This is a genomic window from Yersinia sp. Marseille-Q3913 (genome assembly GCF_963892745.1).
GTDB lineage: Bacteria > Pseudomonadota > Gammaproteobacteria > Enterobacterales > Enterobacteriaceae > Yersinia > Yersinia bercovieri.
Genome location: NZ_CAWQAF010000014.1, coordinates 55,318 through 78,639, shown reverse-complemented (window position 1 = coordinate 78,639; position 23,322 = coordinate 55,318). Strand labels below are relative to the sequence as shown.

The window sequence follows — 23,322 nt, the reverse complement described above, 5'->3', positions numbered from 1 at the left end:
GGGTAGAAGAGTAAAGCGTCCGCGCCAGGGATGGCGCGGCTCGAGCCTCCAGGGATGGATTTATGGCGTCTTTACGATCTGCCTGTTTTCTCCGCTACAGATACTTTATCAATAACACAAGGCCGCCAAAGGCGACCTTAATAGCAGAATGTTGAGACGGATAGATTGATCATCCGTAAGTTAATTCAGTTATTTATAAGCGTCCTGATGGACACCTACCGCGCGACCTGATGGGTCATCCATATTTTTGAATGATTCATCCCATTCGATAGCTTTAGCTGATGAACACGCCACTGACGGGCCGCCAGGAACACACTCAGCCGCACTTGGCAGCGGGAACAGCTCTTCAAAAATTTCGCGATACAGATAGCCCTCTTTTGACGATGGCGTGTTGTATGGGAAACGGAAGTGAGCAGTTTCCATCTGTTGATCAGTGACTTGCTCGGCAGCTTTCTCTTTTAATGTGTCAATCCAGCTATAACCCACGCCATCGGAGAATTGCTCTTTTTGACGCCATGCAACGCTGTGTGGCAAATAGGATTCGAAACATTCACGCAGGACATGTTTTTCCATTTTGCCATTGCCGCACATTTTGTCCTGCGGGTTGATACGCATCGCAACATCAAGGAAGTTCTTATCCAGGAAGGGCACACGAGCTTCAACACCCCAGGCGGACATCGCTTTGTTGGCGCGGGCGCAGTCAAACATATGCAGGGCCAGCAGCTTACGCACGGTCTCTTCATGCAACTCTTTGGCGTTTGGCGCTTTGTGGAAATAGAGGTAACCACCAAATACTTCGTCAGAACCTTCGCCAGACAGCACCATTTTGATGCCCATCGCCTTGATTTTACGGGACATCAGATACATTGGTGTCGAGGCGCGGATCGTGGTGACGTCATAGGTTTCAATGTGATAAATCACATCGCGGATTGCATCCAGACCTTCTTGCACGGTGAAATGAATTTCATGGTGCACAGTGCCTAAGTGGTTAGCGACCTCTTTCGCAGCACGTAAATCCGGTGAGCCAATCAAACCCACGGCGAAAGAGTGTAGTTGTGGCCACCAGGCCTCACTGCGTTCATCGTCTTCGACTCGACGGGCAGCAAATTTTTTGGTGATAGCCGAGATAACGGAGGAGTCCAGCCCACCAGACAGCAGCACGCCGTAAGGGACGTCAGACATCAGGTGACTTTTTACCGCTTCCTCTAATGCGTTAGCCAGTTGTACTTTATCGGTAACATTGTTTTTTACGTTATCGAAATCAAACCAGTCGCGATGATAATATTCGCGGATTTCGCCATCCTGGCTCCACAGATAGCTGCCCGCAGGGAACTCTTTGATGGTGCGGCAAACTGGGACCAGTGCTTTCATTTCAGAGGCGACATACATGTTGCCGTGTTCATCGTGGCCCATATATAGCGGGATAATCCCCAGATGGTCACGGCCAATCAGGTAAGCGTCTTTTTCGGTATCGTATAAGACGAAAGCGAACATGCCTTGCAGATCATCAAGGAATTCAGGCCCTTTCTCCTGATACAGCGCCAAAATAACTTCACAGTCTGAGCCAGTTTGGAATGCGTATCGGTCGCCATATTGCTGACGCAATGCCTGATGGTTATAGATCTCACCGTTGACCGCCAGAATATGGGTACGCGCCTCATTAAGCAGAGGTTGGGCGCCGGTATTAACGTCAACAATGGATAGACGTTCGTGGGCGAGAATTGCTTTATCATTTGCCCACACACCAGACCAGTCCGGTCCACGGTGGCGCATTAAACGTGACATTTCCAGCGCTTTTTTGCGCAGTTCAATGGGGTCGGTTTTAAGGTCGAGGACCCCGAAAATAGAACACATAATAATCTCCCTAACTTCTCTGCTTTGGCGGTGATGATGTTGAATTTGAGTCGTTCATCGCTGGAACTGTTTTGCGCACACTTGCTTGTGATTGATGCAAGCTATGCCCCATGACGATGCAGTCATCCGAATAATATTAAGCTGTATGTCCTAAATAGATGCAAAAAACACGCCAATTTACTCTGCTAGTGTTTTAGCGCAATAGCTGGCGCGGCGGCGGTGCATACAAAGAAAATGCGCCAAAACAGGGAGAAATGGCAAGAAACTTTGGTGCATTGCACTAAAAAAGGGAGTGAGACGCAAAAGGGCGTGGCGGCCATCGCCGCCAGCAGGAATTAGATAATATCGATTTCGGCAACAGAAGGGTAAACGTAACTCGGACGGAATGGCATGGCTTCGATATCTGGCAAGGTTGAAACACCGGACAGGACCAAAATAGTCTCAAGGCCCGCCTGGAAACCTGCCAGAATATCGGTGCGCAAGTTATCACCCACAATAACGGTGCTTTCTGAATGCGCCTGCATTTTATTCAGCGCGGCACGGATGATCCACGGGCTAGGTTTACCGACATAAAATGGCTTGCGGCCGGAGATCTTCTCAATTGGGGCGCAGAGCGCACCACAGGCTGGCGCGAAGCCGTGGCCGTGGCTATCTGGGTTGGTGGCAATAAAGCGTGCGCCATTGGCGACAAAATAGGCGGCTTTATGCATCATATCCCAGTTATAAGAGCGAGTTTCACCGACAATCACAAAATCTGGATTGATGTCAGTGATGGTAAAGCCCGCTTTATACAATTCGTGAACCAATGCGCCTTCGCCAACCACATAGGCTTTTTTACCATCCTGACGGCGCAGGAAATCAGCGGTAGCCATGGCTGAGGTATAAAACGCACTTTCCGGCACATCAAGCCCAGCGGTGATAAAGCGGTTAGCCAGATCTTGTGCAGTTTGTGATGGGTAGTTGGTCAGGATAACCAGTGGCATCCCGGCATTTTGCACGCGAGTTAAGAAGTCATTGGCACCCAGAATCGCTTTATTGTCATGCAGCAACACACCATCGATATCACATATAACGCTTTTAATTGTCATTGGTTAACTTACTCTTTTAGCGCGGTAATGAGTCACTATAACATGGTCGATTAGGGGATCGACCATGCAACTTCCTTATCAGCGGGTTAGTTTTCTAACAAGCGCTGCAACAAGACACCATTCAACATGGCGCGCTTCGCCAGAGCAAAAGCACCGATTGCGGATTGATGGTCAAGTTGCGATGTGACTATCGGTAGATTGTGGCGGAAGTTTTTCAGCACTTGCGTGTTAATGCAGCCCTGGATGGCAGGAAGCAGAATTTTGTCGGCTTCGATGATTTCACCGGCAATCACGACTTTTTGCGGATTAAATAAGTTGATGGCGATAGAGATGGCTTTGCCCAGATAGCGGCCCACATGCTCAATCACTTCACTGGCCAGTAAATCACCCCGATTAGCCGCTTTGCAGATAGCACCAATATGACAATCATCCAGTGTTAACTTGCTTGGGTAGCCCTGTGTGAGCAGGTGGCGCACACGGTTTTCAATTGCCGCATTGGAGGCGACGGTTTCCAGACAACCAAAGTTGCCACAATAACAGCGCTCACCTAGGGGGTCTATCTGGATATGGCCGATCTCCCCTACGTTGCCGTTACTGCCTAAAAATATCTGGCTATTGACGATGATCCCCGCCCCCGTTCCTCGGTGCAGGCGAACCAATATGGAGTCTTCGCAATCACGGGTTGCACCAAAATAGTGCTCAGCCAGCGCCAGACTACGAATATCATGACCCACAAAGCTGGTGACATTGAACCGATTTTGCAGATTTTCGACTAACGGCCAGTTGCTGACACTGATATGGGGCATATAGCGCACGATGCCTTTGCTTGGCTCGACTAGCCCAGGGAGGATGACGGCAATGGCGATCAGTTCACGTAATTTGCGCTGATAAGCTTCAATAAACTGGCTAATGATATTGAAAAGTGCATGTTCCAGTGTTTCTTGCGTGCGTTCGGGCAGCGAATAGTGCTCTTCACCCAGCGACTTACCGCTCATGTCAAACAGGGTAATGGTGGCATCATGGCGACCAAGACGGACGGCAATGGTATGGAACTGACGGTTTTCTGTGACGATGGATATAGCGCGGCGACCACCGGTGGAGGCTTGCTGATCGACCTCTTTGATCAGCCCGCGCTCCAACAGTTGGCGGGTAATTTTGGTGACACTGGCGGGGGCTAGCTGGCTGAGATCGGCAATCTGAATACGCGAAATCGGGCCTTGCTGATCAATAAGCCGGTAAACTACGGCACCATTGAGTTGCTTCACAAGATCCACATTACCAATTTGTGACTGTCCGCCGGTGCTCATCAATAAAATTACTCGCTTATTTTAAAACCTCGTTGCCGTTAACGATGGTTTTAGTGATTTTATAATCGCGGGTAAAGGCAGTCAGGTTGGCTACTTTGCCGACTTCAATACTCCCTAACTGCTTATCCACGCCAATGGCGCGGGCCGCATAAAGTGTCGCCATGCGCAATGTTTCATCTAGCGCGATGCCAACATGCTCAACACTATTTTGAACCGCTTCGATCATCGTCAGTGCTGAACCACTTAGTGTGCCATTTTCATCCACACATAAGCCATCGCGATAGTATATTGTTTTACCAGCAAAAATAAATTGATCAATTTCAGCCCCTGCCGGCGCGGTGGCATCGGTAACCAGTACCAGCTTGTCACCTTTCAGCTGTTTTGCGCTACGGATATTGGCCCAATCAACATGCAGACCATCCGCGATAACGCCAGTATAAACCTCAGGCGTATCAAAAATTGCCCCGATCAAACCTGGCTCGCGCCCCGTAATGTACGGCATTGCGTTATAAAGGTGCGTCGCAAAGCGGATGCCAGCGGAGAACCCTTTACGGGCCTGTTTATAGGTGGCATTCGAGTGACCCGCAGAAACTAAAATACCTGCTTCTGTTAGCTGCTGAATATATTTCGCATCAACCATTTCTGGTGCCAGAGTGAGTTTGGTAATCACATCTGCATTAGCACAGAGATAATCAATCATTTCGGCGCTAGGTTTACGGATAAACGCCGGATTATGGGTGCCTTTCTTCAACGGGTTAAGATACGGCCCTTCCAGATGCAGGCCCAGTGCTTGATGCTGGTTTTTTTGCAGGTATGAGCGCATGACATCAACGCCGTGCTTCATAAATTCATCACTGCAAGTAATCAGTGTTGGCAGGAAGCTGGTGCAACCGGATTTTTCATTAGCGCGCTGCATGATATCCAGCGTCTCTTCTGAGATAGCCTCAAGAGAGTCATTGAATTGCACGCCGCCGCAACCATTCAACTGAACATCAATAAAACCGGGGGCCAGAATGGCACCACCCAAATCACGTATCTCAATACCAGCCGGAAGTTCATCGACAGGACAGATACGTTCGATCAATCTATCAGCCACGACTACAGCATGATTATCCAATACTTCATGGCTGGTATAAATACGGCCGTGAGTTAAAGCGTACATCTTAGCCCCCTGATAACGATTAAAGATCTTTGATATTTTCAGCTTCCAATTCGTGGAAGTATTTTACAGTCTTAACTTTCAATTCCATAGTGGAAGGTTCGTCACACACCATGATGGCCTTGGCATGGAGTTGCAGACAGCTGATGGTCCACATGTGGTTGATGCTACCTTCAACAGCGGCTTGCAATGCTTGAGCTTTACCGTGGCCGGTCACCAGAATCATCACTTCTTCCGCATCCAACAATGTACCCACACCCACAGTAAGTGCATATTTAGGCACGAGATTTGCATCACCACCAAAGAAGCGTGAGTTAGCGATACGGGTTTCTTGGGTCAGAGTTTTGATACGGGTACGGGAAGCCAAAGAGGAAGCGGGTTCATTAAAGGCGATATGGCCGTCAACGCCTACGCCACCCATGAACAGGTTGATTTTGCCGTAAGACTTAATTTTCGCTTCGTAACGACGGCACTCTTCATCGATATCCGGCGCGTTACCATTCAACAAGTTAATGTTCTCGGCAGGGATATCAACATGATCGAAGAAGTTAGTGTGCATGAAGGTGTAGTAGCTTTCTGGGTGCTCTTGCGGCAAGCCGACATACTCATCCATGTTGAAAGTGACAACATTTTTGAAGCTGACTTCGCCGGCTTTATGCATCGCGACCAAGTGTTTGTAAGCTTCCATCGGTGTACCACCAGTTGGCAGACCCAAAACAAACGGGCGCTCAGCAGTTGGTTTGAATGCATTAATACGGTTAACTATATGACGTGCTGCCCATTTACCAACTTCTGTGGTGTTTTTCAGTGGGATAAGTCTCATCGTGCACCTCTTAGGATTGCTAATAGTGGCTATACTCTACGCGGTTTGAATCATTCAGCTAAGCGTAACTCAGATTTTGACTCATGCGCCGGTACAATGCTTTGTTCATTTTTCGAATGATAAAATAAGTTTTGTATCCTGGCTAGTGCATTGATGCTTTTTCACTGGTTTTTGGTGACATTTATCACAAAATAGGGGGTTTTAATTTGCGTTACGAAATAATTTTTTTACACTCCACAATGAGTCATACATGCGGTGAATAAATAAAAGTGTGCAATGCGTTTTTCTAAAAGGTAGTGAGTAAAAATAAATAAACTACTTAAAGGGTCCGATATCGGACGAATAGGGGGAAAGGTGAATATTCTTAGTTACTTGCAAAAAGTAGGCCGGGCTTTGATGGTCCCTGTGGCCACACTGCCTGCGGCTGCAATATTGATGGGTGTTGGTTATTGGATCGACCCCGTTAGCTGGGGGGGTGATAATGCGCTAGCGGCATTATTTATCAAATCCGGTGCCGCGATTATCGACAATATGTCCGTGCTGTTCGCCATTGGTGTGGCTTACGGTATGTCAAAAGACAAAGATGGTGCTGCTGCACTGACCGGCTTTGTCGGCTTCCTGGTCTTAACCACGCTGTGTTCGCCTGCGGCGGTTTCGATGATTCAAAAGATCCCGGTTGATCAGGTTCCAGCTGCGTTCGGTAAAATCAACAACCAGTTTGTGGGTATCCTGGTGGGTATCATCTCTGCTGAGTTGTACAACCGCTTTAGCAGCGTTGAGTTACCAAAAGCGCTCTCCTTCTTCAGTGGCCGCCGTCTGGTTCCGATCCTGACCTCTTTCTTGATGATTGTTGTCGCTTTCATCCTGATGTACGTTTGGCCGCTGATTTATAACGCATTGGTGACCTTCGGCGAATACATCAAAGATATGGGTTCTGTTGGCGCGGGTATTTATGCCTTCTTCAACCGTTTACTGATCCCAGTCGGTCTGCATCACGCCCTGAACTCCGTGTTCTGGTTTGACGTTGCCGGTATTAACGATATTCCTAACTTCCTGGGTGGCCAACAGTCTATCGACGCCGGTAAAGCCGTCGTGGGTATCACTGGCCGTTATCAGGCTGGTTTCTTCCCGATCATGATGTTCGGTTTACCGGGGGCGGCATTGGCGATTTATCACTGCGCACGTCCGGAAAATAGAGCGAAAGTGGCAGGTATCATGTTGGCGGGTGCGTTTGCCGCCTTCTTCACCGGTATCACTGAACCGCTTGAGTTCTCCTTCATGTTCGTCGCACCGGTGCTGTACTTCATCCACGCCGTGTTGACCGGGATTTCCGTGTTCATCGCTGCGAGTATGCATTGGATCGCGGGCTTTGGTTTCAGTGCTGGTCTGGTGGATATGGTGCTCTCATCCCGTAACCCGCTGGCGACACACTGGTACATGCTGATCCCACAAGGTTTGGTGTTCTTCGCCATTTACTATGTGGTGTTCCGTTTCACTATCCAGAAATTCAACTTGCTGACTCCAGGCCGTGAACTGGCGGTTGAGGGTAGCGAAGAAGATGGTTATGACGTGAATGTAAATAACGCGCCTGCCGTCAACGAAAGTGAAATCAATGGCCTGGCTCGTCGCTATATCGGTGCTATCGGTGGTTCAGATAACCTGACTGGCATCGACGCCTGTATTACTCGCCTGCGTTTGAACGTGAAAGACTCCGCATTGGTTAATGACACTGTGGCGAAGCGTTTAGGGGCGTCAGGTGTGATTCGCCTGAATAAACAGAGTGTGCAAGTGATTGTCGGTACTCGTGCGGAACTGATTGCTTCAGCCATGCGTGCCGTGTTAGCGGGTGGCCCGGTTCCTGCGGCAAGCAGCACTGCTGCACCTGCTGTTGCCCAGCCTCAGGCGGTCATTAATAGCGCGAAAACAGCTTCATTAGTCTTGGTTTCGCCTATTACCGGTGATGTAGTGGCACTGGAACAGGTTCCTGATGAAGCCTTTGCCAGCAAAGCTGTGGGTGAGGGTGTTGCCATTCGTCCTACCGATAAAATGGTGGTTTCTCCGGCAAACGGCACCATCGTTAAAATCTTCAATACTGACCATGCATTCTGTCTGGAAACTGAAACCGGCGCTGAAATTGTGGTTCATATCGGGATTGATACGGTGAAACTCAATGGTCAGGGCTTTGCCCGCCTGGTTGAAGAGGGCGCCACTGTGGTTGCCGGTCAGCCAGTGCTGGAGCTGGATCTGGCTTACCTGAATGCCAATGCGCGCTCAATGATTAGCCCAGTTGTGGTTAGCAATATTGATGATTACGCCGGTATCTCGCTTCTGGCAGGTGACACAGTGGTCGCCGGTCAAAGCCAATTGTTTGAGATTCGTGGCAAATAATCAGTTCACAGAGGTGCTGAACTCCTGAGCACCTGACCTGAGTTTTCATCAAAGCAGCGGGAAGAGAGCAATCTCTTCCCGTTTTTTGTTTTGTTTGCGGTAACAAACGGTTGTTTCCGGGCCGGGCTTGTTGGATTATACCTGTCATCCTTCAAGTTGCAGGTGTGTTGGCTGTTCTCATTCACCCGAATCACTTACTTGTGTAAGCTCATCGGGATTCTCTCGCTTGCCGCCTTCCTGCATCTTGAAATCTATTAGGTAAATATACGGTTATATTTGTTGCGTTTGCATTGAGGAATAGAACAATGAGTGAGGCAGAAGCCCGCCCAAGTAATTTTATCCGTCAGATCATTGACGAAGATTTAGCCAGCGGCAAACACACGTCGGTTCATACCCGCTTCCCGCCGGAGCCAAACGGCTACCTGCATATAGGTCATGCGAAATCCATTTGCCTGAATTTTGGCATCGCACAAGATTATAATGGCCAATGCAATCTGCGTTTTGATGACACCAACCCGGTGAAAGAAGACGTCGAGTTTGTTGACTCTATTAAGCACGACGTAGAGTGGCTAGGATTCACCTGGAGCGGTGATGTACGTTACTCCTCAGACTATTTTGATCAACTGTACCAGTACGCGATAGAGCTGATTAACAAGGGCCTGGCCTATGTGGATGAGTTAACGGCTGAGCAGATGCGCGAATATCGCGGCACACTGACTGCACCGGGTAAAAATAGCCCATATCGCGACCGCAGTGTGGAAGAGAACCTGGCGCTGTTTGAAAAAATGCGTGCCGGGGGTTTTGCTGAAGGCACCGCGTGCCTGCGTGCTAAAATCGACATGGCGTCACCTTTTATTGTGATGCGTGATCCGGTGCTGTATCGCATTAAGTTTGCTGAACACCACCAGTCGGGTAACAAGTGGTGCATCTACCCGATGTATGACTTTACCCATTGCATTTCTGATGCGATTGAAGGGATCACCCATTCACTCTGTACGCTGGAGTTCCAGGATAACCGCCGCTTGTATGATTGGGTGCTGGATAATATCTCCATTGAGTGCCATCCGCGCCAATATGAGTTCTCCCGCCTGAATCTCGAATACGCCATTATGTCTAAGCGCAAGCTGAACCAACTGGTGACGGAGAAGGTTGTAGAGGGCTGGGATGACCCACGTATGCCGACTATTTCTGGCTTGCGTCGCCGTGGCTACACCGCAGCCTCTATCCGCGAATTCTGCCGCCGTATTGGTGTGACTAAGCAGGATAACAACGTTGAAATGATGTCACTGGAGTCATGTATCCGTGATGATCTGAACGAAAATGCCCCACGGGCCATGGCAGTTCTTGATCCGATCAAAGTGATTATCGAAAACCGCGCGGCTGGGGAGGAGTGGTTGACGATGCCAAATCATCCGAATAATCCGGATATGGGCACCCGTCAGGTTCCATTTGATAGCGAGATTTATATTGATCGCGCTGACTTCCGCGAAGAGGCGAATAAGCAATATAAGCGCTTGGTACTGGGCAAAGAAGTGCGCCTGCGCAATGCTTACGTGATTAAAGCTGAACGTGTCGAGAAGGACGCTGAAGGTAATGTTACGACGCTTTATTGCAGCTATGACGCCGAAACATTAAATAAAGATCCCGCAGATGGCCGTAAAGTGAAAGGCGTTATTCACTGGGTTTCGGTTAAACATGCCTTACCTGCGGAAATTCGTTTATACGATCGTTTGTTTAGTGTACCAAACCCGGCTGCTGCAGAAGATTTCCTGTCGACGATTAACCCAGAGTCTTTGGTTATCCGTCAGGGCTTCGTTGAGCCAAGCCTCGCTGATGCTGTGCCAGAGAAAACCTATCAGTTTGAACGTGAAGGTTATTTCTGTGCTGATAGCCGCTACTCCCGCCCTGATGCGCTGGTCTTTAACCGCACTGTAGGCTTGCGTGATACCTGGGCTGCCAAAGCGACAAACTAAGCTTTAGCACTCAGATTCAACTTGATTGGCGTGGCTGAGTCCACGCCTTTTTTATGCTTAAAAACACACTTTGTTTTGTTTATTAAACATTAAGACCCGCCTATCCCATTTCCTCTTTTCTGCATTTTCTTTTGGTCAATATCGACTGATTACCCTCTTTGCGCGTGATGACTCGGCGAACTGTAAGTCTTTCTTAAATATTCGCTTTACGAATTAACCGAGGGAATAATACGATTTTTCACTGGGATATTCCGTGTTTTATTGCATTTGCTGAAACCATTCAAGATGTCAATGAGAGACGATTTTTGAGTTCACCGATGAGCTTATGCATTGTTTTTAAAGCTTTTGTGAGCTCTGTAATATTTTTTCACAGTTATGTGCTCGTTGTCATACTTTGAATAATTATTGACTTTTTTAATTGATAATTCGCGTCGCGAAAAATAGTCTGTATCCCAGCAGCAATCTTCAGAACGTTTATCGAAAGAGACGTTTTTTAAAATCAGTAACAGTTGGTGGAGATCTCTCCCCGGCTAAATTTTACCCACTTAGGGTTTTTTTGAGGCTGAACCTGTGAGCTGTGGTGGACATAGGCAAAGCACTTTAAATGTGATGTCAAAGAGGAATTTTTTCTTATGGTTACGCACGATGCTAAACGTAAAACGTTAGTGCTCGCTGTCGCGGGCGCATTGTTAGGAACGGGGTTTATGGCAACCCCAGAGGCCAGAGCTGAAGGCTTTGTGGATGATTCGTCACTGACTGGCGGTATCTATTATTGGCAGCGTCAGCGTGACCGTAAGGATTTAACGCCGGGCAGTGCAGAGTACGGCAAGTATGTTGCTAACCTGCATCACTCCACCTTTAACGCCAATCTGGACTTCTCATCCGGCTACGCGGCAGACATGTTTGGTATCGACCTGGCTGCTTTCGGCGCAGTTGAAATGACCAACAGTGGCCCGGCAGCACCAAACGAAATTGGTTTCAGTGATGCTAAAACTCGCTGGGATGAAAAATGGACTGGCGATAAGAGTGGCGTCAGCGTGTATAAGGCGGCAGCCAAATTTAAATTTGGTGATTTCTGGGCGCGTGGTGGTTATATCCAGCCAACTGGCCAGACATTGTTAGCACCACACTGGAGTTTCATGCCCGGGACTTATCGCGGTGCTGAAGGTGGTGCGAAATTCGATTTCGATACGGCGGGTGCATTGTCCATGTCTTACATGTGGACAGATGAATATAAAGCACCTTGGTATCAGAATATGTACAACTTCCGTCAGGCAGATGGTTTGACCGGCGTGAGTTACCTGCACTCAATCGGTGCCAAATACGACTTCAAAAATAAGCTGGTGATGGAAGCGGCATTTGGCCAGGCCAAAGACTACATGGATCAGTATTTTGCCAAAGCCTCTTACGCCTTCCCGGTTGCGGGCAATGATCTGCGTACCTCTTACCAGTTCTATGGCGCGAAAGACAAAGTTGATGGCGGTGCCAGCAATGTGAATGACGTCTATGACGGCTTAGCCTGGTTGCAAGCATTAACTCTGGGTTACACCACGGGGCCATTTGACCTGCGTTTGGAAGGGACTTGGGCCAAAGCTGAAGGTAACCAAGGCTACTTCCTGCAACGTATGACTCCAGGTTATGCGACCTCCAATGGCCGTTTGGACGTTTGGTGGGACTCTCGCTCTGACTTCAACGCCAACGGCGAAAAAGCGCTGTTTGGTGGCGTGATGTATGACCTGAAAAACTGGAACTTAGCGGGTTGGTCAGTGGGCACTTCCTATGCCTATGGCTGGGATGCAAAACCAAGCAGTAACCCAAAATTCGACCAGAATACGCGCCTGAAAGAGTCCGCATGGAACTTTGATGTGCTCTACACCCTGCAAGAGGGTCGGGCGAAAGGCACCTTATTCAAACTGCATTACACCATGTATGACAACCATACCAATATCCCAAGCTATGGTGGTGGTTTCGGCAACGTGTTCCAGGATGAGAAAGACGTTAAATTCATCGTAATTGCACCATTTACCATCTTCTGATTGCCATCCCCGGTAACCACTCCGGGGTCATAATGGAGCACCTGCCATGAAGAAAACACTTTTTATTATTGCCGCCGTATTGGGATTGAGTGCCTGTGCGCCGCAAGCGCCGGTTCAACCGGAAGACACTAAGCTGAAGCAAGCTTACAGCGCTTGTATCAATGCCAGTGAAGGCTCGCCAGAGAGATTGATCCCCTGCAAAGCGGTGTTGAATGTCTTGAAGCAAGAGAAAGCGCATCAAGCTTTTACTGAGAAAGAGACGGTTCGGGTATTGGATTATCAGCGCTGTATTGACGCGGCGCATACCGGCAATGGCCAGGCTTATGACGCGCAGTGCGGAAAACTTTGGCAAGAAATTCGCGCCAATAACTAAGCTGAAAGCCATTCTGAGAGTAGCAATTAAGCTAACAATAATTCAGCCAGCAGCAATACTTCCAGTAGTGACTCTGGCTGCAATTATTAATTACGGATGAGGTTAGTGATGAACAGATTCAAATTAAATACGTTAGCGGCGATAACCGCGACCTTTGGTTTGATGGGGGCCGCCAATGCGGATACCACCAATCAACAGATTGTTGACCAGCTCAGCACCTTGAAAGTTAACTATAAAGTGTTGGATAACCGTGCTGGTGAGAATGGTGTTGATTGCGCCAGGTTGGGGGCTGACTGGGCATCTTGCAACCAAGTAATGATTACTCTGACCAACACCGGGGATGAGATCAAAGGCCAGGATTGGGCCATTTACTTCCACAGCATTCGCCAAATTCTGACGGTAGATAACGATCAATTCAGGATCACACACCTGACCGGTGACCTGCATAAAATTGAACCTACGGCTAAATTCGCCGGTTTCCCTGCCAATCAGGCGGTTGAAATCCCGATAACGGGTGAATATTGGCAGCTGTTTGCCACTGACTTTATGCCGCGCTGGTATGCCACCTCTATTGATGCGAAACCCAAGGTACTGAAAAGCACCGACACTGAAGATATCAACGAATATCTAACCCAATTTACGGGCGATCAGTGGAAACGTACCAAAGATGACAATAACGTACTGATGACGCCGGAGTCCCGTTTCGTCAAAAATGAAGCGGTGAAAACATCAACGGCAGCAAATTTGCGCGGGCAGATTATTCCAACGCCAATGGAGGTCAAAATTCACCCGCAAGACGTGAATTTGAGCCAGGGCGTGGCACTGGAACTGAGCGCCTTGCCTAAACCGGCAGCCGAGGTGGTACAAAAGCGTTTCGAATTACTCGGTCTGAAACTGAACGCCACGGGTTTCCCGATAAAAACCTCGATTCAACCGGCGGTTTTTAAAGGCGATTTAGCGGTTTCCGGTGCCTATGAACTGAAAATCGGAGACAAGGGCGCACAGGTCATTGGCTTTGATCCCACCGGCGTGTTCTATGGCCTGCAATCTATCCTCTCTTTAGTGCCCACTGACGGCAGCCAGAAAATCGCCACACTGGACGTAAAAGATGCCCCGCGCTTTGAATACCGTGGTCTCTTTCTGGATGTTGGCCGTAACTTCAAAACCAAAGATGCCGTGCTGCGCTTACTGGATCAGATGGCAGCTTACAAGTTAAACAAATTCCACTTCCATCTGAGTGACGATGAGGGTTGGCGCATTGAGATCCCTGGTCTGCCAGAGCTAACCGATGTGGGCAGCAAACGTTGTCACGATTTGACTGAAAACAGCTGCTTATTGCCGCAGTTGGGGTCTGGCCCGGATAGTAGTAATCTGGGGAGTGGCCATTTCACCCGTGATGACTACATTGAGATCCTGAAATACGCCAAAGCGCGCCAGATTGATGTCATTCCTGAAATCGATATGCCAGCCCATGCTCGTGCAGCGGTCGTTTCCATGGAAGCCCGCTATAACAATCTGATGAAGCAGGGTAAAGAGAAAGAGGCTAATGAATTCCGCCTGTTGGATCCTACAGATGACTCCAACACCACGTCGGTGCAGTTCTATGAGCGCAAAAGTTATCTGAACCCATGTCTGGACTCCTCTAAGCGCTTTGTCGATAAAGTGATTGGCGAAATGGCTCAGATGCACAAAGAGGCCGGTATGCCGCTGACTACCTGGCACTTTGGCGGTGATGAGGCGAAAAATATCCGTCTGGGGGCGGGGTTCCAGGACAAGAACGGCTCAATTGAGCCGGGCAAAGGCATCATTGATAAGAGTGTTGAAGATAAGCCATGGGCCAAGTCGCAGGTCTGTCAAGAGATGGTCAAGCAAGGCAAAGTTCAGGATGTGGAGCATCTCTCCAGCTACTTCGCCATTGAGGTGAGCAAATTAGTTAATGCCCATGGCATCGAAAAAATGCAAGCGTGGCAGGATGGTTTGAAAGATGCCAAAGACGCGAAAGAGTTTGCGACCAAACGTGTTGGCGTCAACTTCTGGGACACCCTGTTCTGGGGCGGTGCCGAGTCAATAAATGATTGGGCCAATAAAGGTTACGAAGTGGTGGCGTCCAACCCGGATTATGTCTACTTCGACATGCCTTATGAAGTTAACCCGAACGAACGAGGCTACTACTGGGCAACCCGCTTTAACGACGAGGCAAAAGTGTTCAGCTTCGCCCCAGACAACATGCCGCAAAACGCTGAAACTTCTGTCGATCGCGATGGTAATCACTTCAGCGCGAAGAGCGACAAGCCATGGCCTGGTGTGCACGGTATTTCCGGCCAGTCGTGGAATGAAACCGTCCGTACCGATGAGCAGATGGAGTACATGATCTTCCCACGGGCATTACCGCTGGCGGAGCGCGCCTGGCATCGTGCGTCATGGGAGCAAGATTATCAAGCGGGCCGTGAGTACAAAGGCGGCGAGACGCATCTGGTGGATACCAAGGCGTTGGATACCGATTGGCAGCGTTTTGCCAACATTATGGGTCAACGTGAACTGGCGAAACTGGATAAAGCGGGCATCGCTTACCGGCTGCCAGTGCCGGGAGCACGGGTGGTCGCGGGTCAATTGGAGGCCAATATCTCCTTACCGGGCTTGATTATCCAGTATTCTACTGATGGTGGTAAGCAATGGCAGCAGTATGATGCCAAAGCGCAACCCAAAGTCAGCGGTGATGTGATGATCCGTTCAACGAGTCCTGATGGGAAACGTAGTAGCCGGGCAGAGCCGGTTAAAGTTTGATGATGGTTTTTAAAACGCTGTGTCTGATGTTATCTGCTGCTTACTTTATTTTGCGATAAACAAAATTAAGTGAAGTTGAGTTGATGGTTTTTTCCCCGGCTTGCCGGGGTTTTTTTTCAGCGCTTAAAATCTTTATAAGTTCAATGTGGTAACGCGACACTATCTTTTATCGTGTGCAGACTCATTTTTACGGCAATCGCCGGATTCACAGTGGCCGTACAGATAGAGGCTGTGATTGGTCAGCTTGATGCCATGTTGCTTAGATATTTCACATTGAAGAGTTTCAATCACTTCATTGCTAAACTCGATCACTTTACCGCAATCCAGGCAAATCAGGTGATCGTGATGATGCTGCTGCGTCAACTCAAAGACTGATTTACCGCCTTCGAAATTGTGGCGGGTCACAATACCGGCATCGTCAAATTGATTCAGTACGCGGTAAACCGTCGCCAGACCAACATCTTCACCGATATCGCTCAGCTTTTTATAAAGATCTTCCGCGCTGACGTGGTGGCACGCCGGATCTTGCAACACTTCCAGAATCTTCAGCCGGGGCAGTGTTACTTTAAGGCCAGCGTTTTTTAAGGCTTTGTTGTTGTCAGTCATGCGGATTCAGTCCTGTTACTATCGATTCAAATTAAGGCTGTTCAGCCTATGACATCCGTGGCGTAATAATTACAATTACGTCTCATTATAGAACTGCTTGCCCCAAATGAAAACCGTGGTTGTTAACAAAGATATAATTGCACACTTTGCCAGATTAATCATGCGGTGTATTGATTAATGGGGGTATAGCATGATTTTAGTCTATATCCGCTGCGTGTAACGTTACAAATTTGTAGCGACTTATTTTTATTTTTCACGAATGAAGATGTGGATCTGTGGGCTGCTTAACAGAGAAGGGTGAAAGGGATGAAAAGTAACGAAAACGCTGGACGATGCTCAATACGCCACAGCGTTTCCGGGGGCAAACTAACCGGTGATCTCAGACAAATTCATCTCTTCACTGATCTGTTTTACCCAAGCATCAACACGTTCATTCGTCAGTTCCGGTTGGCGATCTTCATCAATGGCTAAACCGATAAAGTGATCATCATCAGCCAGACCTTTGGAGGCTTCAAAGTGGTAGCCAGCTGTTGGCCAGTGACCGACAATCGCGGCGCCACGTGGTTCGATGATGTCGCGCACGGTGCCCATCGCATCGCAGAAATACTCTGCGTAGTCTTCCTGATCACCGCAACCGAATAGGGCAACCAGCTTGCCGTTGAAATCGATCTCTTCCAGTGTCGGGAAGAAATCATCCCAGTCACACTGTGCTTCGCCGTAATACCAAGTTGGGATACCGATCAGCAGGATATCGAAGGCTTCTAAATCTTCTTTGCTGCTTTTGGCAATGTCGTGAACCTCAGCAACATCTTTGCCCAGTTGCTTTTGGATCATCTTGGCAATGTTTTCGGTATTGCCAGTATCGCTGCCAAAGAAAATGCCTACAGTCGCCATATAACTTAATACCTTATAAATTCAAATAGTTATGCAGATTATTGCGCTTTCTGCCCAATAATATAACACATTTCATAGGGCAGCATCATGCCAGAAAACCGTGTCGGGCAGGTATCAAGTTTATGCGATATTAAATTTTTGTGAGTTGCTCAACCTTATAACCTCATTGCCGATAACCGTTGTGTAACCGCAAGGTTGCAATTAGCGGTGCCAGGGGGAAACCGTCAGATGAAAATTTGCCGGAAAGGAGTTGTCGTTAGCTGTATGGAACGTCCTTTATTGCTTTTCGGTCATCAAATAACACCAGAGTCTCTAACGGTAACCATCCGATATATAAGGGGAACGAACATGCAGTTTTTAAAAAACATTACTATCAGAGCAGCGCTATTATGGGTGCTTGGCGCCTTTTGCCTGCTCTGGGGCGGCGTATCTGCCTATACATTGTTATCACTGAATCAACTCACACAATCATCTAACGCGAATACGGTATTGGTTGAGAATATGAATTTAGTTAATCAGGGGACGGATCAATATTTCCGCATGGTGACCCGTCTTGCCCGCGCAGTCGATTATCGCCAAAGCGGTAACCTGGCCGATGCGGATAAAGAGCTAAAATCGTCCAGTGCCGCGCTGGAAAACCTGAAGAAAAGACTCGCCGAGTTTAAAACTATCGACCATGCACAGATTGATCCTGCTTTAGTCGCTGGAGTGATTGATGGATGGAGTGGATTAATTGAGCAGGGGGTGATGCCGCTTTATCAGGCCGCAATGGATAACAATACCGCCGCTTATCAAGATCTGGCGAAAAAAACGGTGCCTGCATTAAGCCGTCAATATGGCGCGGTTGCCGAGGGTTTTAATCAGGCGGCTTCAAAGGCCATTGGCGTGGCAAAAGTGCAATTCTCGCAACTGACAAAAGTGAGCAGCATGACACTTATCTCTGCATTGGTGGCCGGTCTGGTGATTTTACTGGCCACTGACCGCTACCTATTGGCCAATCTGGTGCGCCCGCTGGATGAGATCCGTGCGCATTTTCGGGTTATTGCTTCCGGTCAGCTTGGGCAGCCTATCGTCGATTTTGGGCGTAACTGTGTTGGGCAGCTATTCCCGCTATTGCGCGATGTGCAAACTAGTTTGGTCAATACCGTAGAGGCTATCCGTAGCAGTACGGATGGGATTTATCACGGCGCGGCCGAAATTTCTGCGGGCAATACCGATTTGTCGTCTCGCACCGAGCAGCAGGCCGCGGCACTGGAAGAGACGGCAGCCAGCATGGAGCAGTTAACCGCGACCGTAAAACATAATGCTGATAATGCGCATCACGCCAGTCAACTGGCAGCGAATGCCTCCATAACGGCGAAAAAAGGCGGAGCGCTGGTGGCTGATGTGGTGCACACCATGGATGAGATCTCCGCCAGTTCGCGCAAAATCGCAGATATCACCACCGTGATTAACAGTATTGCTTTCCAGACCAATATATTGGCGCTGAATGCCGCAGTTGAAGCGGCCAGAGCGGGTGAGCAGGGGCGGGGTTTTGCGGTGGTCGCCAGTGAGGTGCGTAATCTGGCACAGCGCAGTGCGCAGGCGGCGAAGGAGATTGATGGCTTGATTACCGAGTCGGTCAACCGAGTGAAAAGCGGGTCGGCATTGGTGGAGAGTGCCGGTGTCACCATGGATGAAATCGTTCGTTCGATCACCAATGTAACCGACTTAATGGGAGAGATAGCCTCGGCTTCTGATGAGCAAAGTAAGGGTATTAGTCAGGTTGGGCAAGCGGTGGCAGAGATGGACAGCGTGACCCAGCAGAATGCTGCTTTGGTGCAGGAAGCTTCGCGTGCTGCGGCTTCATTGGAAGAGCAGGCGACGCAGCTAAACCGAGCAGTGGCGGTATTTAAATTACAATCAGATGATGCGCGGGCAAAACCGGCAGTGAAACCTCGGGCGAATCCATTAAAACTGGCACCTGTCGCTGCCAAGGCAGACAGCAACGCCAACTGGGAAACCTTCTAGGAATAACGGCGTGGCGCAAGTGATTACGCCACGCCGTCGTGGTAACCGATAGGGTTAAAACCCCTCTTGATCGTGGGCTAATTGAGCAAGCAACATCTGTTCAATCAGTTCACTGCGGCTGATGTTACGCTGCTCAGCAAGGCTATTGAGAGCATCGACGGCATCGGCATTAATCTTCAGTTCCACGCGTCGTAAGCCACGTACTTTATCGCGCCGTAGTTGATTTCGCTTATTAATTCTAAGCTGTTCATCACGGGATAATGGGTTTGTTTTCGGGCGCCCCGGACGGCGTTCATCTGCGAACAGATCCAGCGTCGTGCGATCCGTTTGTTCTTTTGCCATAGGTCGCGGTACTACAAGGGAGTGACATCAGAAAGCGTGGCGTAGCCTTTCTTGATGATTTGGTTGACACATTCCAAGCTTAGAACATAGATAGAACGCATTGAATGACCTCTATGCCAGCAGCCTGAACTTGCATTTGCTACCAAACACCGCAGCAAATTTATAGCGCGCCATAATACCCCAGCCAACCGAGCAACGACAATGCCTTACTGTGATTAGATTGGGCTAATTCGCTCTTTTTTGCACAATTTTTCCACAGGAAATACATTTCTTTTCCCCAGGGTATGATTTTTAATCAACATCCAAGGCGCGCTGTGTGTTTTTTATTCAGTATGCTGTTCAGCCGCTGGATTATCATCAATAAAGCGGTGGATAGCCCGCAAGACAGAGTCAGGTTTTTCAGCATGTACCCAGTGGCCGGTTCCGGCGACGACATGGGCGCGGGCTTGCGGGAATTGGCGGGCAATATCATCACGATGGCTATCCTGGATATAGGGCGATAACTCACCACGAATAAACAAAATAGGGTGGGGCCAGGGTGGGATGGGCTGCCAGCCGACAATATTGTCATATTGATCCCACAGCGCTGACACGTTAAACCGCCATTCGCCATTCTGAAATGACTTCAGCAAGAACTGGATAACCCCCTCTTCCTTTATTGACTCACGCATCAGTTGAGCGGCCTCCTGACGCTGAGTGATACCGGCGGCACTTACGGCATTGAGCGCTGTAAAAATAGAGTCGTGGCGGCGTACCTGATAATTGACCGGGGCAACATCAATCGCCACCACTTTTGTAATGCGAGCCGGAGCGATTGCCGTCAGTGCCATTGCGACTTTTCCACCCATCGAATGACCAATAATTATCGCTTTCTCTATCGCAAGCTGGTCCATCAACTCCAACACATCTTGCGCCATATCCGGGTAGTTCACCTGAGGCGAACGGGGTGATAAACCGTGATCGCGCAGATCAACCTGAATAACGTTATGCTCTTTTTGCAGGTCGCGGGCCAATACCCCCAAGTTATCAAGGTTACCAAATAATCCATGGATCAGAATGATTGGCAGTGACGGGGTGGGAGAAAGTGCGTTTTGTAAGCGGAAGTTTAATTTCATGGCGAAGTTCATGCTGAGAGATATTCTGCTTAGGGTATCATGACTGAGCGATGGTGTGCTGTACCACGATTTTATCAGGCATATGTTTATCAGACATATGTTTATAGAGATATGCTTATCAAATAGATGTGGATTGTTGAGTGGCTACTGGCGGTGCGGGTTATTATCCCAATAATGCCATGATAAAGGTACTCGTTAGCGCACTTTGACTTTATAATCCTTGGATATGCATAAGAAAGTAGAAAACCGTACTGGATAATGATGAAAACTATTGAACTCGACGAAGAGCTTTATCGCTATATTGCCAGTCATACGCAACACATTGGTGAAAGTGCGTCCGATATTTTGCGACGTATGCTGAAGTTTACCGCAGGTCAGCCGGTAGTGAGTTCAGCTACCACTCATGATGCGGCGAAAGTGGTGGCGGCTCCAGCACCACGGGATCGGGTTCGTGCGGTGCGCGAACTGCTGCTATCCGATGAATATGCCGAGCAAAACAGGGCGGTTAACCGCTTTATGTTAGTATTATCAACACTCTACACACTGGATGCTCAAGCATTTACTGAGGCGACTGAATCACTACATGGCCGCACTCGGGTCTATTTTGCGGGTGATCAGCAGACGTTATTGCAAAATGGGACACATACCAAGCCCAAACATGTCCCCGGTACGCCATACTGGGTGATTACCAATACCAATACCGAGCGTAAGCGCAGCATGGTGCAACACATCATGTTGGCAATGCAGTTCCCGCCGGATTTGACTGATAAAGTGTGCGGGACTATCTAATTTCTTTGAAACTGTGCCCAATAGATTTCAATATGCAGGAGGGCCGTAAACAAGCGCGGCCAGGATATCTGTAGCTTGAAAGATAACGGGTATATAGGAGTCGTTATTGTGGCTAACCACCCTCGTGCTGGGCAAGCAGCTCAGCAAAGCGATTTGATTAATGTTGCTCAGTTGACGTCGCAATACTATGTATTGCAGCCGGATGCAGAAAACCCAGCCCATGCGGTCAAATTTGGCACCTCTGGGCACCGTGGCAGTTCATTACGTTACAGTTTTAATGAAGCGCACATTCTGGCTATCGCGCAGGCGATTGCGGAAGTTCGCCATCAACACGGCATTACTGGCCCCTGTTATGTGGGGAAAGATACCCACGCATTGTCTGAACCGGCCTTTATTTCAGTGTTGGAAGTGTTGACGGCGAATGGCGTGGATGTGGTGGTGCAACAAGATAATGGTTTCACCCCGACCCCCGCTATCTCACATGCCATTCTTTGCCATAATCTGCAGGGTAAAGCCTTGGCTGATGGCATTGTTATCACGCCATCCCACAACCCGCCTGAAGATGGTGGCATCAAGTACAATCCACCCAATGGCGGCCCGGCAGATACCAATCTGACCTCGGTAATTGAAAAACGCGCTAACCAGTTACTCAGCTTGAAATTAGAGGGCGTAAAACGTCAGACGTTGGATAAAGCCTGGCGTGGCAATCATCTGCGTGAACAAGATTTGATCCAGCCCTATGTTGAGGGCTTGGGCTATGTGGTGGATATCCCTGCCATTCAACGCGCGAATTTGAAATTGGGTGTCGATCCGCTCGGTGGCTCAGGTATTGCCTACTGGCAACGTATTGGTGAGCACTATAAGTTGGATCTGACACTCGTTAACGATTCCATCGATCAAACTTTCCGCTTTATGCATCTTGACCATGATGGTGTGATCCGCATGGATTGCTCATCAGAATCGGCGATGGCGGGGCTACTGGCGCTGCGCGACAAATTTGATTTAGCCTTTGCTAATGATCCCGATTATGACCGCCATGGCATTGTCACGCCGGCCGGATTGATGAATCCGAACCATTACCTTGCGGTATCGATCAACTATCTGTTCCAGCATCGCCCGCAATGGGGCGCTGATGTGGCTGTGGGTAAGACGCTGGTTTCCAGTGCGATGATCGACCGAGTGGTGGCTGATTTAGGCCGCAAGCTGGTGGAAGTGCCCGTCGGTTTCAAATGGTTTGTCGACGGGTTGCACGATGGCAGTTTTGGTTTTGGTGGCGAAGAGAGTGCCGGGGCATCCTTCCTGCGCTTTGACGGCACCCCCTGGTCCACTGACAAAGATGGCATCATCATGTGTCTGCTGGCGGCGGAAATCACGGCAGTGACCGGCAAGAATCCACAGCATCACTATGATGAGTTAGCGCAACGTTTTGGTGCGCCAAGTTATAACCGTATTCAAGCTCCGGCAACCCAGGCGCAGAAAAATGCGCTGGCTAAGTTGTCACCTGAAATGGTGACCGCGAGTATGTTGGCAGGTGATCCTATCACTGCGCGTTTAACCAGCGCACCGGGTAATGGCGCGTCGATTGGCGGACTGAAGGTGATGACTGACAACGGCTGGTTCGCCGCCCGCCCATCTGGCACCGAAGAGGCATATAAAATTTACTGTGAAAGCTTCCTTGGCGCAGAACACCGCGAAAAGATAGAGCAGGAAGCCGTTGATATTGTCAGCGATGTATTGGCTGGCGCTAAATAACGGGCAATCAGCATAATGGAAAAGGCAGC

Annotated in this window: 17 protein-coding genes; 8 read left to right on the top strand and 9 right to left on the bottom strand. The window is 49.0% G+C overall.

Annotated elements, in window-relative coordinates:
• Positions 1 to 189 precede the first annotated feature (189 nt).
• From asnB to nagB, 5 genes are all read right to left on the bottom strand, one after another.
• Complete coding sequence (gene asnB / locus AACW11_RS07975; protein ID WP_212586382.1) at positions 190 to 1,854, bottom strand: asparagine synthase B; 1,665 nt, start codon at positions 1,852 to 1,854, stop codon at positions 190 to 192.
• Positions 1,855 to 2,189: 335 nt separating this feature from the next.
• The gene (locus AACW11_RS07970) at positions 2,190 to 2,942 is read right to left on the bottom strand and encodes an HAD-IIA family hydrolase (protein ID WP_212586381.1); all 753 of its coding nucleotides are present in this window, start codon (positions 2,940 to 2,942) and stop codon (positions 2,190 to 2,192) included.
• 86 nt (positions 2,943 to 3,028) lie between these two features.
• Positions 3,029 to 4,249, bottom strand: coding sequence for a DNA-binding transcriptional regulator NagC (gene nagC / locus AACW11_RS07965; RefSeq protein ID WP_212586380.1), 1,221 nt, complete (start codon positions 4,247 to 4,249; stop codon positions 3,029 to 3,031).
• Between the two features lie 16 nt (positions 4,250 to 4,265).
• A complete protein-coding gene (gene nagA, locus AACW11_RS07960) occupies positions 4,266 to 5,411 on the bottom strand; it encodes an N-acetylglucosamine-6-phosphate deacetylase (protein WP_212586379.1) in 1,146 nt (381 codons plus the stop codon).
• 19 nt (positions 5,412 to 5,430) lie between these two features.
• Complete coding sequence (gene nagB / locus AACW11_RS07955) at positions 5,431 to 6,231, bottom strand: glucosamine-6-phosphate deaminase (RefSeq protein WP_005277154.1); 801 nt, start codon at positions 6,229 to 6,231, stop codon at positions 5,431 to 5,433.
• Positions 6,232 to 6,585: 354 nt separating this feature from the next.
• Here nagB and nagE point away from each other — a divergent pair, with 354 nt between their 5' ends.
• The 5 genes from nagE to AACW11_RS07930 all read left to right on the top strand — a co-directional run bounded on the left by nagE (position 6,586) and on the right by AACW11_RS07930 (position 15,785).
• A complete protein-coding gene (gene nagE / locus AACW11_RS07950; RefSeq protein ID WP_212586378.1) occupies positions 6,586 to 8,619 on the top strand; it encodes an N-acetylglucosamine-specific PTS transporter subunit IIBC in 2,034 nt (677 codons plus the stop codon).
• Between the two features lie 305 nt (positions 8,620 to 8,924).
• Complete coding sequence (glnS, locus tag AACW11_RS07945; RefSeq protein ID WP_212586377.1) at positions 8,925 to 10,592, top strand: glutamine--tRNA ligase; 1,668 nt, start codon at positions 8,925 to 8,927, stop codon at positions 10,590 to 10,592.
• A gap of 632 nt (positions 10,593 to 11,224) precedes the next feature.
• Entirely contained in the window at positions 11,225 to 12,628 is a 1,404-nt protein-coding gene (gene chiP / locus AACW11_RS07940; RefSeq protein ID WP_212586376.1) for a chitoporin ChiP, read from the top strand.
• A gap of 46 nt (positions 12,629 to 12,674) precedes the next feature.
• On the top strand, positions 12,675 to 13,001 hold the full coding sequence (gene chiQ, locus AACW11_RS07935; RefSeq protein WP_212586375.1) for a ChiQ/YbfN family lipoprotein: 327 nt from the start codon (positions 12,675 to 12,677) through the stop codon (positions 12,999 to 13,001).
• Positions 13,002 to 13,109: 108 nt separating this feature from the next.
• On the top strand, positions 13,110 to 15,785 hold the full coding sequence (locus AACW11_RS07930; RefSeq protein ID WP_212586374.1) for a beta-N-acetylhexosaminidase: 2,676 nt from the start codon (positions 13,110 to 13,112) through the stop codon (positions 15,783 to 15,785).
• Positions 15,786 to 15,944: 159 nt separating this feature from the next.
• On the opposite strand, the gene fur is transcribed toward AACW11_RS07930, so the two are convergent.
• Positions 15,945 to 16,391 carry a ferric iron uptake transcriptional regulator gene (gene fur, locus AACW11_RS07925; protein WP_212586373.1) on the bottom strand — a complete coding sequence of 149 codons (447 nt, stop codon included), beginning with the start codon at positions 16,389 to 16,391 and terminating at the stop codon, positions 15,945 to 15,947.
• A gap of 366 nt (positions 16,392 to 16,757) precedes the next feature.
• A complete protein-coding gene (gene fldA, locus AACW11_RS07920) occupies positions 16,758 to 17,285 on the bottom strand; it encodes a flavodoxin FldA (protein WP_005277133.1) in 528 nt (175 codons plus the stop codon).
• A 348-nt stretch (positions 17,286 to 17,633) separates the two neighbouring features.
• Here fldA and AACW11_RS07915 point away from each other — a divergent pair, with 348 nt between their 5' ends.
• The gene (locus AACW11_RS07915) at positions 17,634 to 19,295 is read left to right on the top strand and encodes a methyl-accepting chemotaxis protein (protein ID WP_212586372.1); all 1,662 of its coding nucleotides are present in this window, start codon (positions 17,634 to 17,636) and stop codon (positions 19,293 to 19,295) included.
• Positions 19,296 to 19,349: 54 nt separating this feature from the next.
• On the opposite strand, the gene ybfE is transcribed toward AACW11_RS07915, so the two are convergent.
• Complete coding sequence (ybfE, locus tag AACW11_RS07910) at positions 19,350 to 19,637, bottom strand: LexA regulated protein (protein WP_005277127.1); 288 nt, start codon at positions 19,635 to 19,637, stop codon at positions 19,350 to 19,352.
• A gap of 323 nt (positions 19,638 to 19,960) precedes the next feature.
• Positions 19,961 to 20,752, bottom strand: coding sequence for an esterase (gene ybfF / locus AACW11_RS07905; protein WP_212586371.1), 792 nt, complete (start codon positions 20,750 to 20,752; stop codon positions 19,961 to 19,963).
• A gap of 261 nt (positions 20,753 to 21,013) precedes the next feature.
• Between ybfF and seqA the strand changes: the two genes are divergently transcribed.
• Together seqA and pgm are read left to right on the top strand one after the other, a co-directional pair.
• Positions 21,014 to 21,541, top strand: coding sequence for a replication initiation negative regulator SeqA (gene seqA / locus AACW11_RS07900; RefSeq protein ID WP_212586370.1), 528 nt, complete (start codon positions 21,014 to 21,016; stop codon positions 21,539 to 21,541).
• A gap of 108 nt (positions 21,542 to 21,649) precedes the next feature.
• Positions 21,650 to 23,293 carry a phosphoglucomutase (alpha-D-glucose-1,6-bisphosphate-dependent) gene (gene pgm, locus AACW11_RS07895; RefSeq protein WP_212586369.1) on the top strand — a complete coding sequence of 548 codons (1,644 nt, stop codon included), beginning with the start codon at positions 21,650 to 21,652 and terminating at the stop codon, positions 23,291 to 23,293.
• Positions 23,294 to 23,322: the final 29 nt, after the last annotated feature.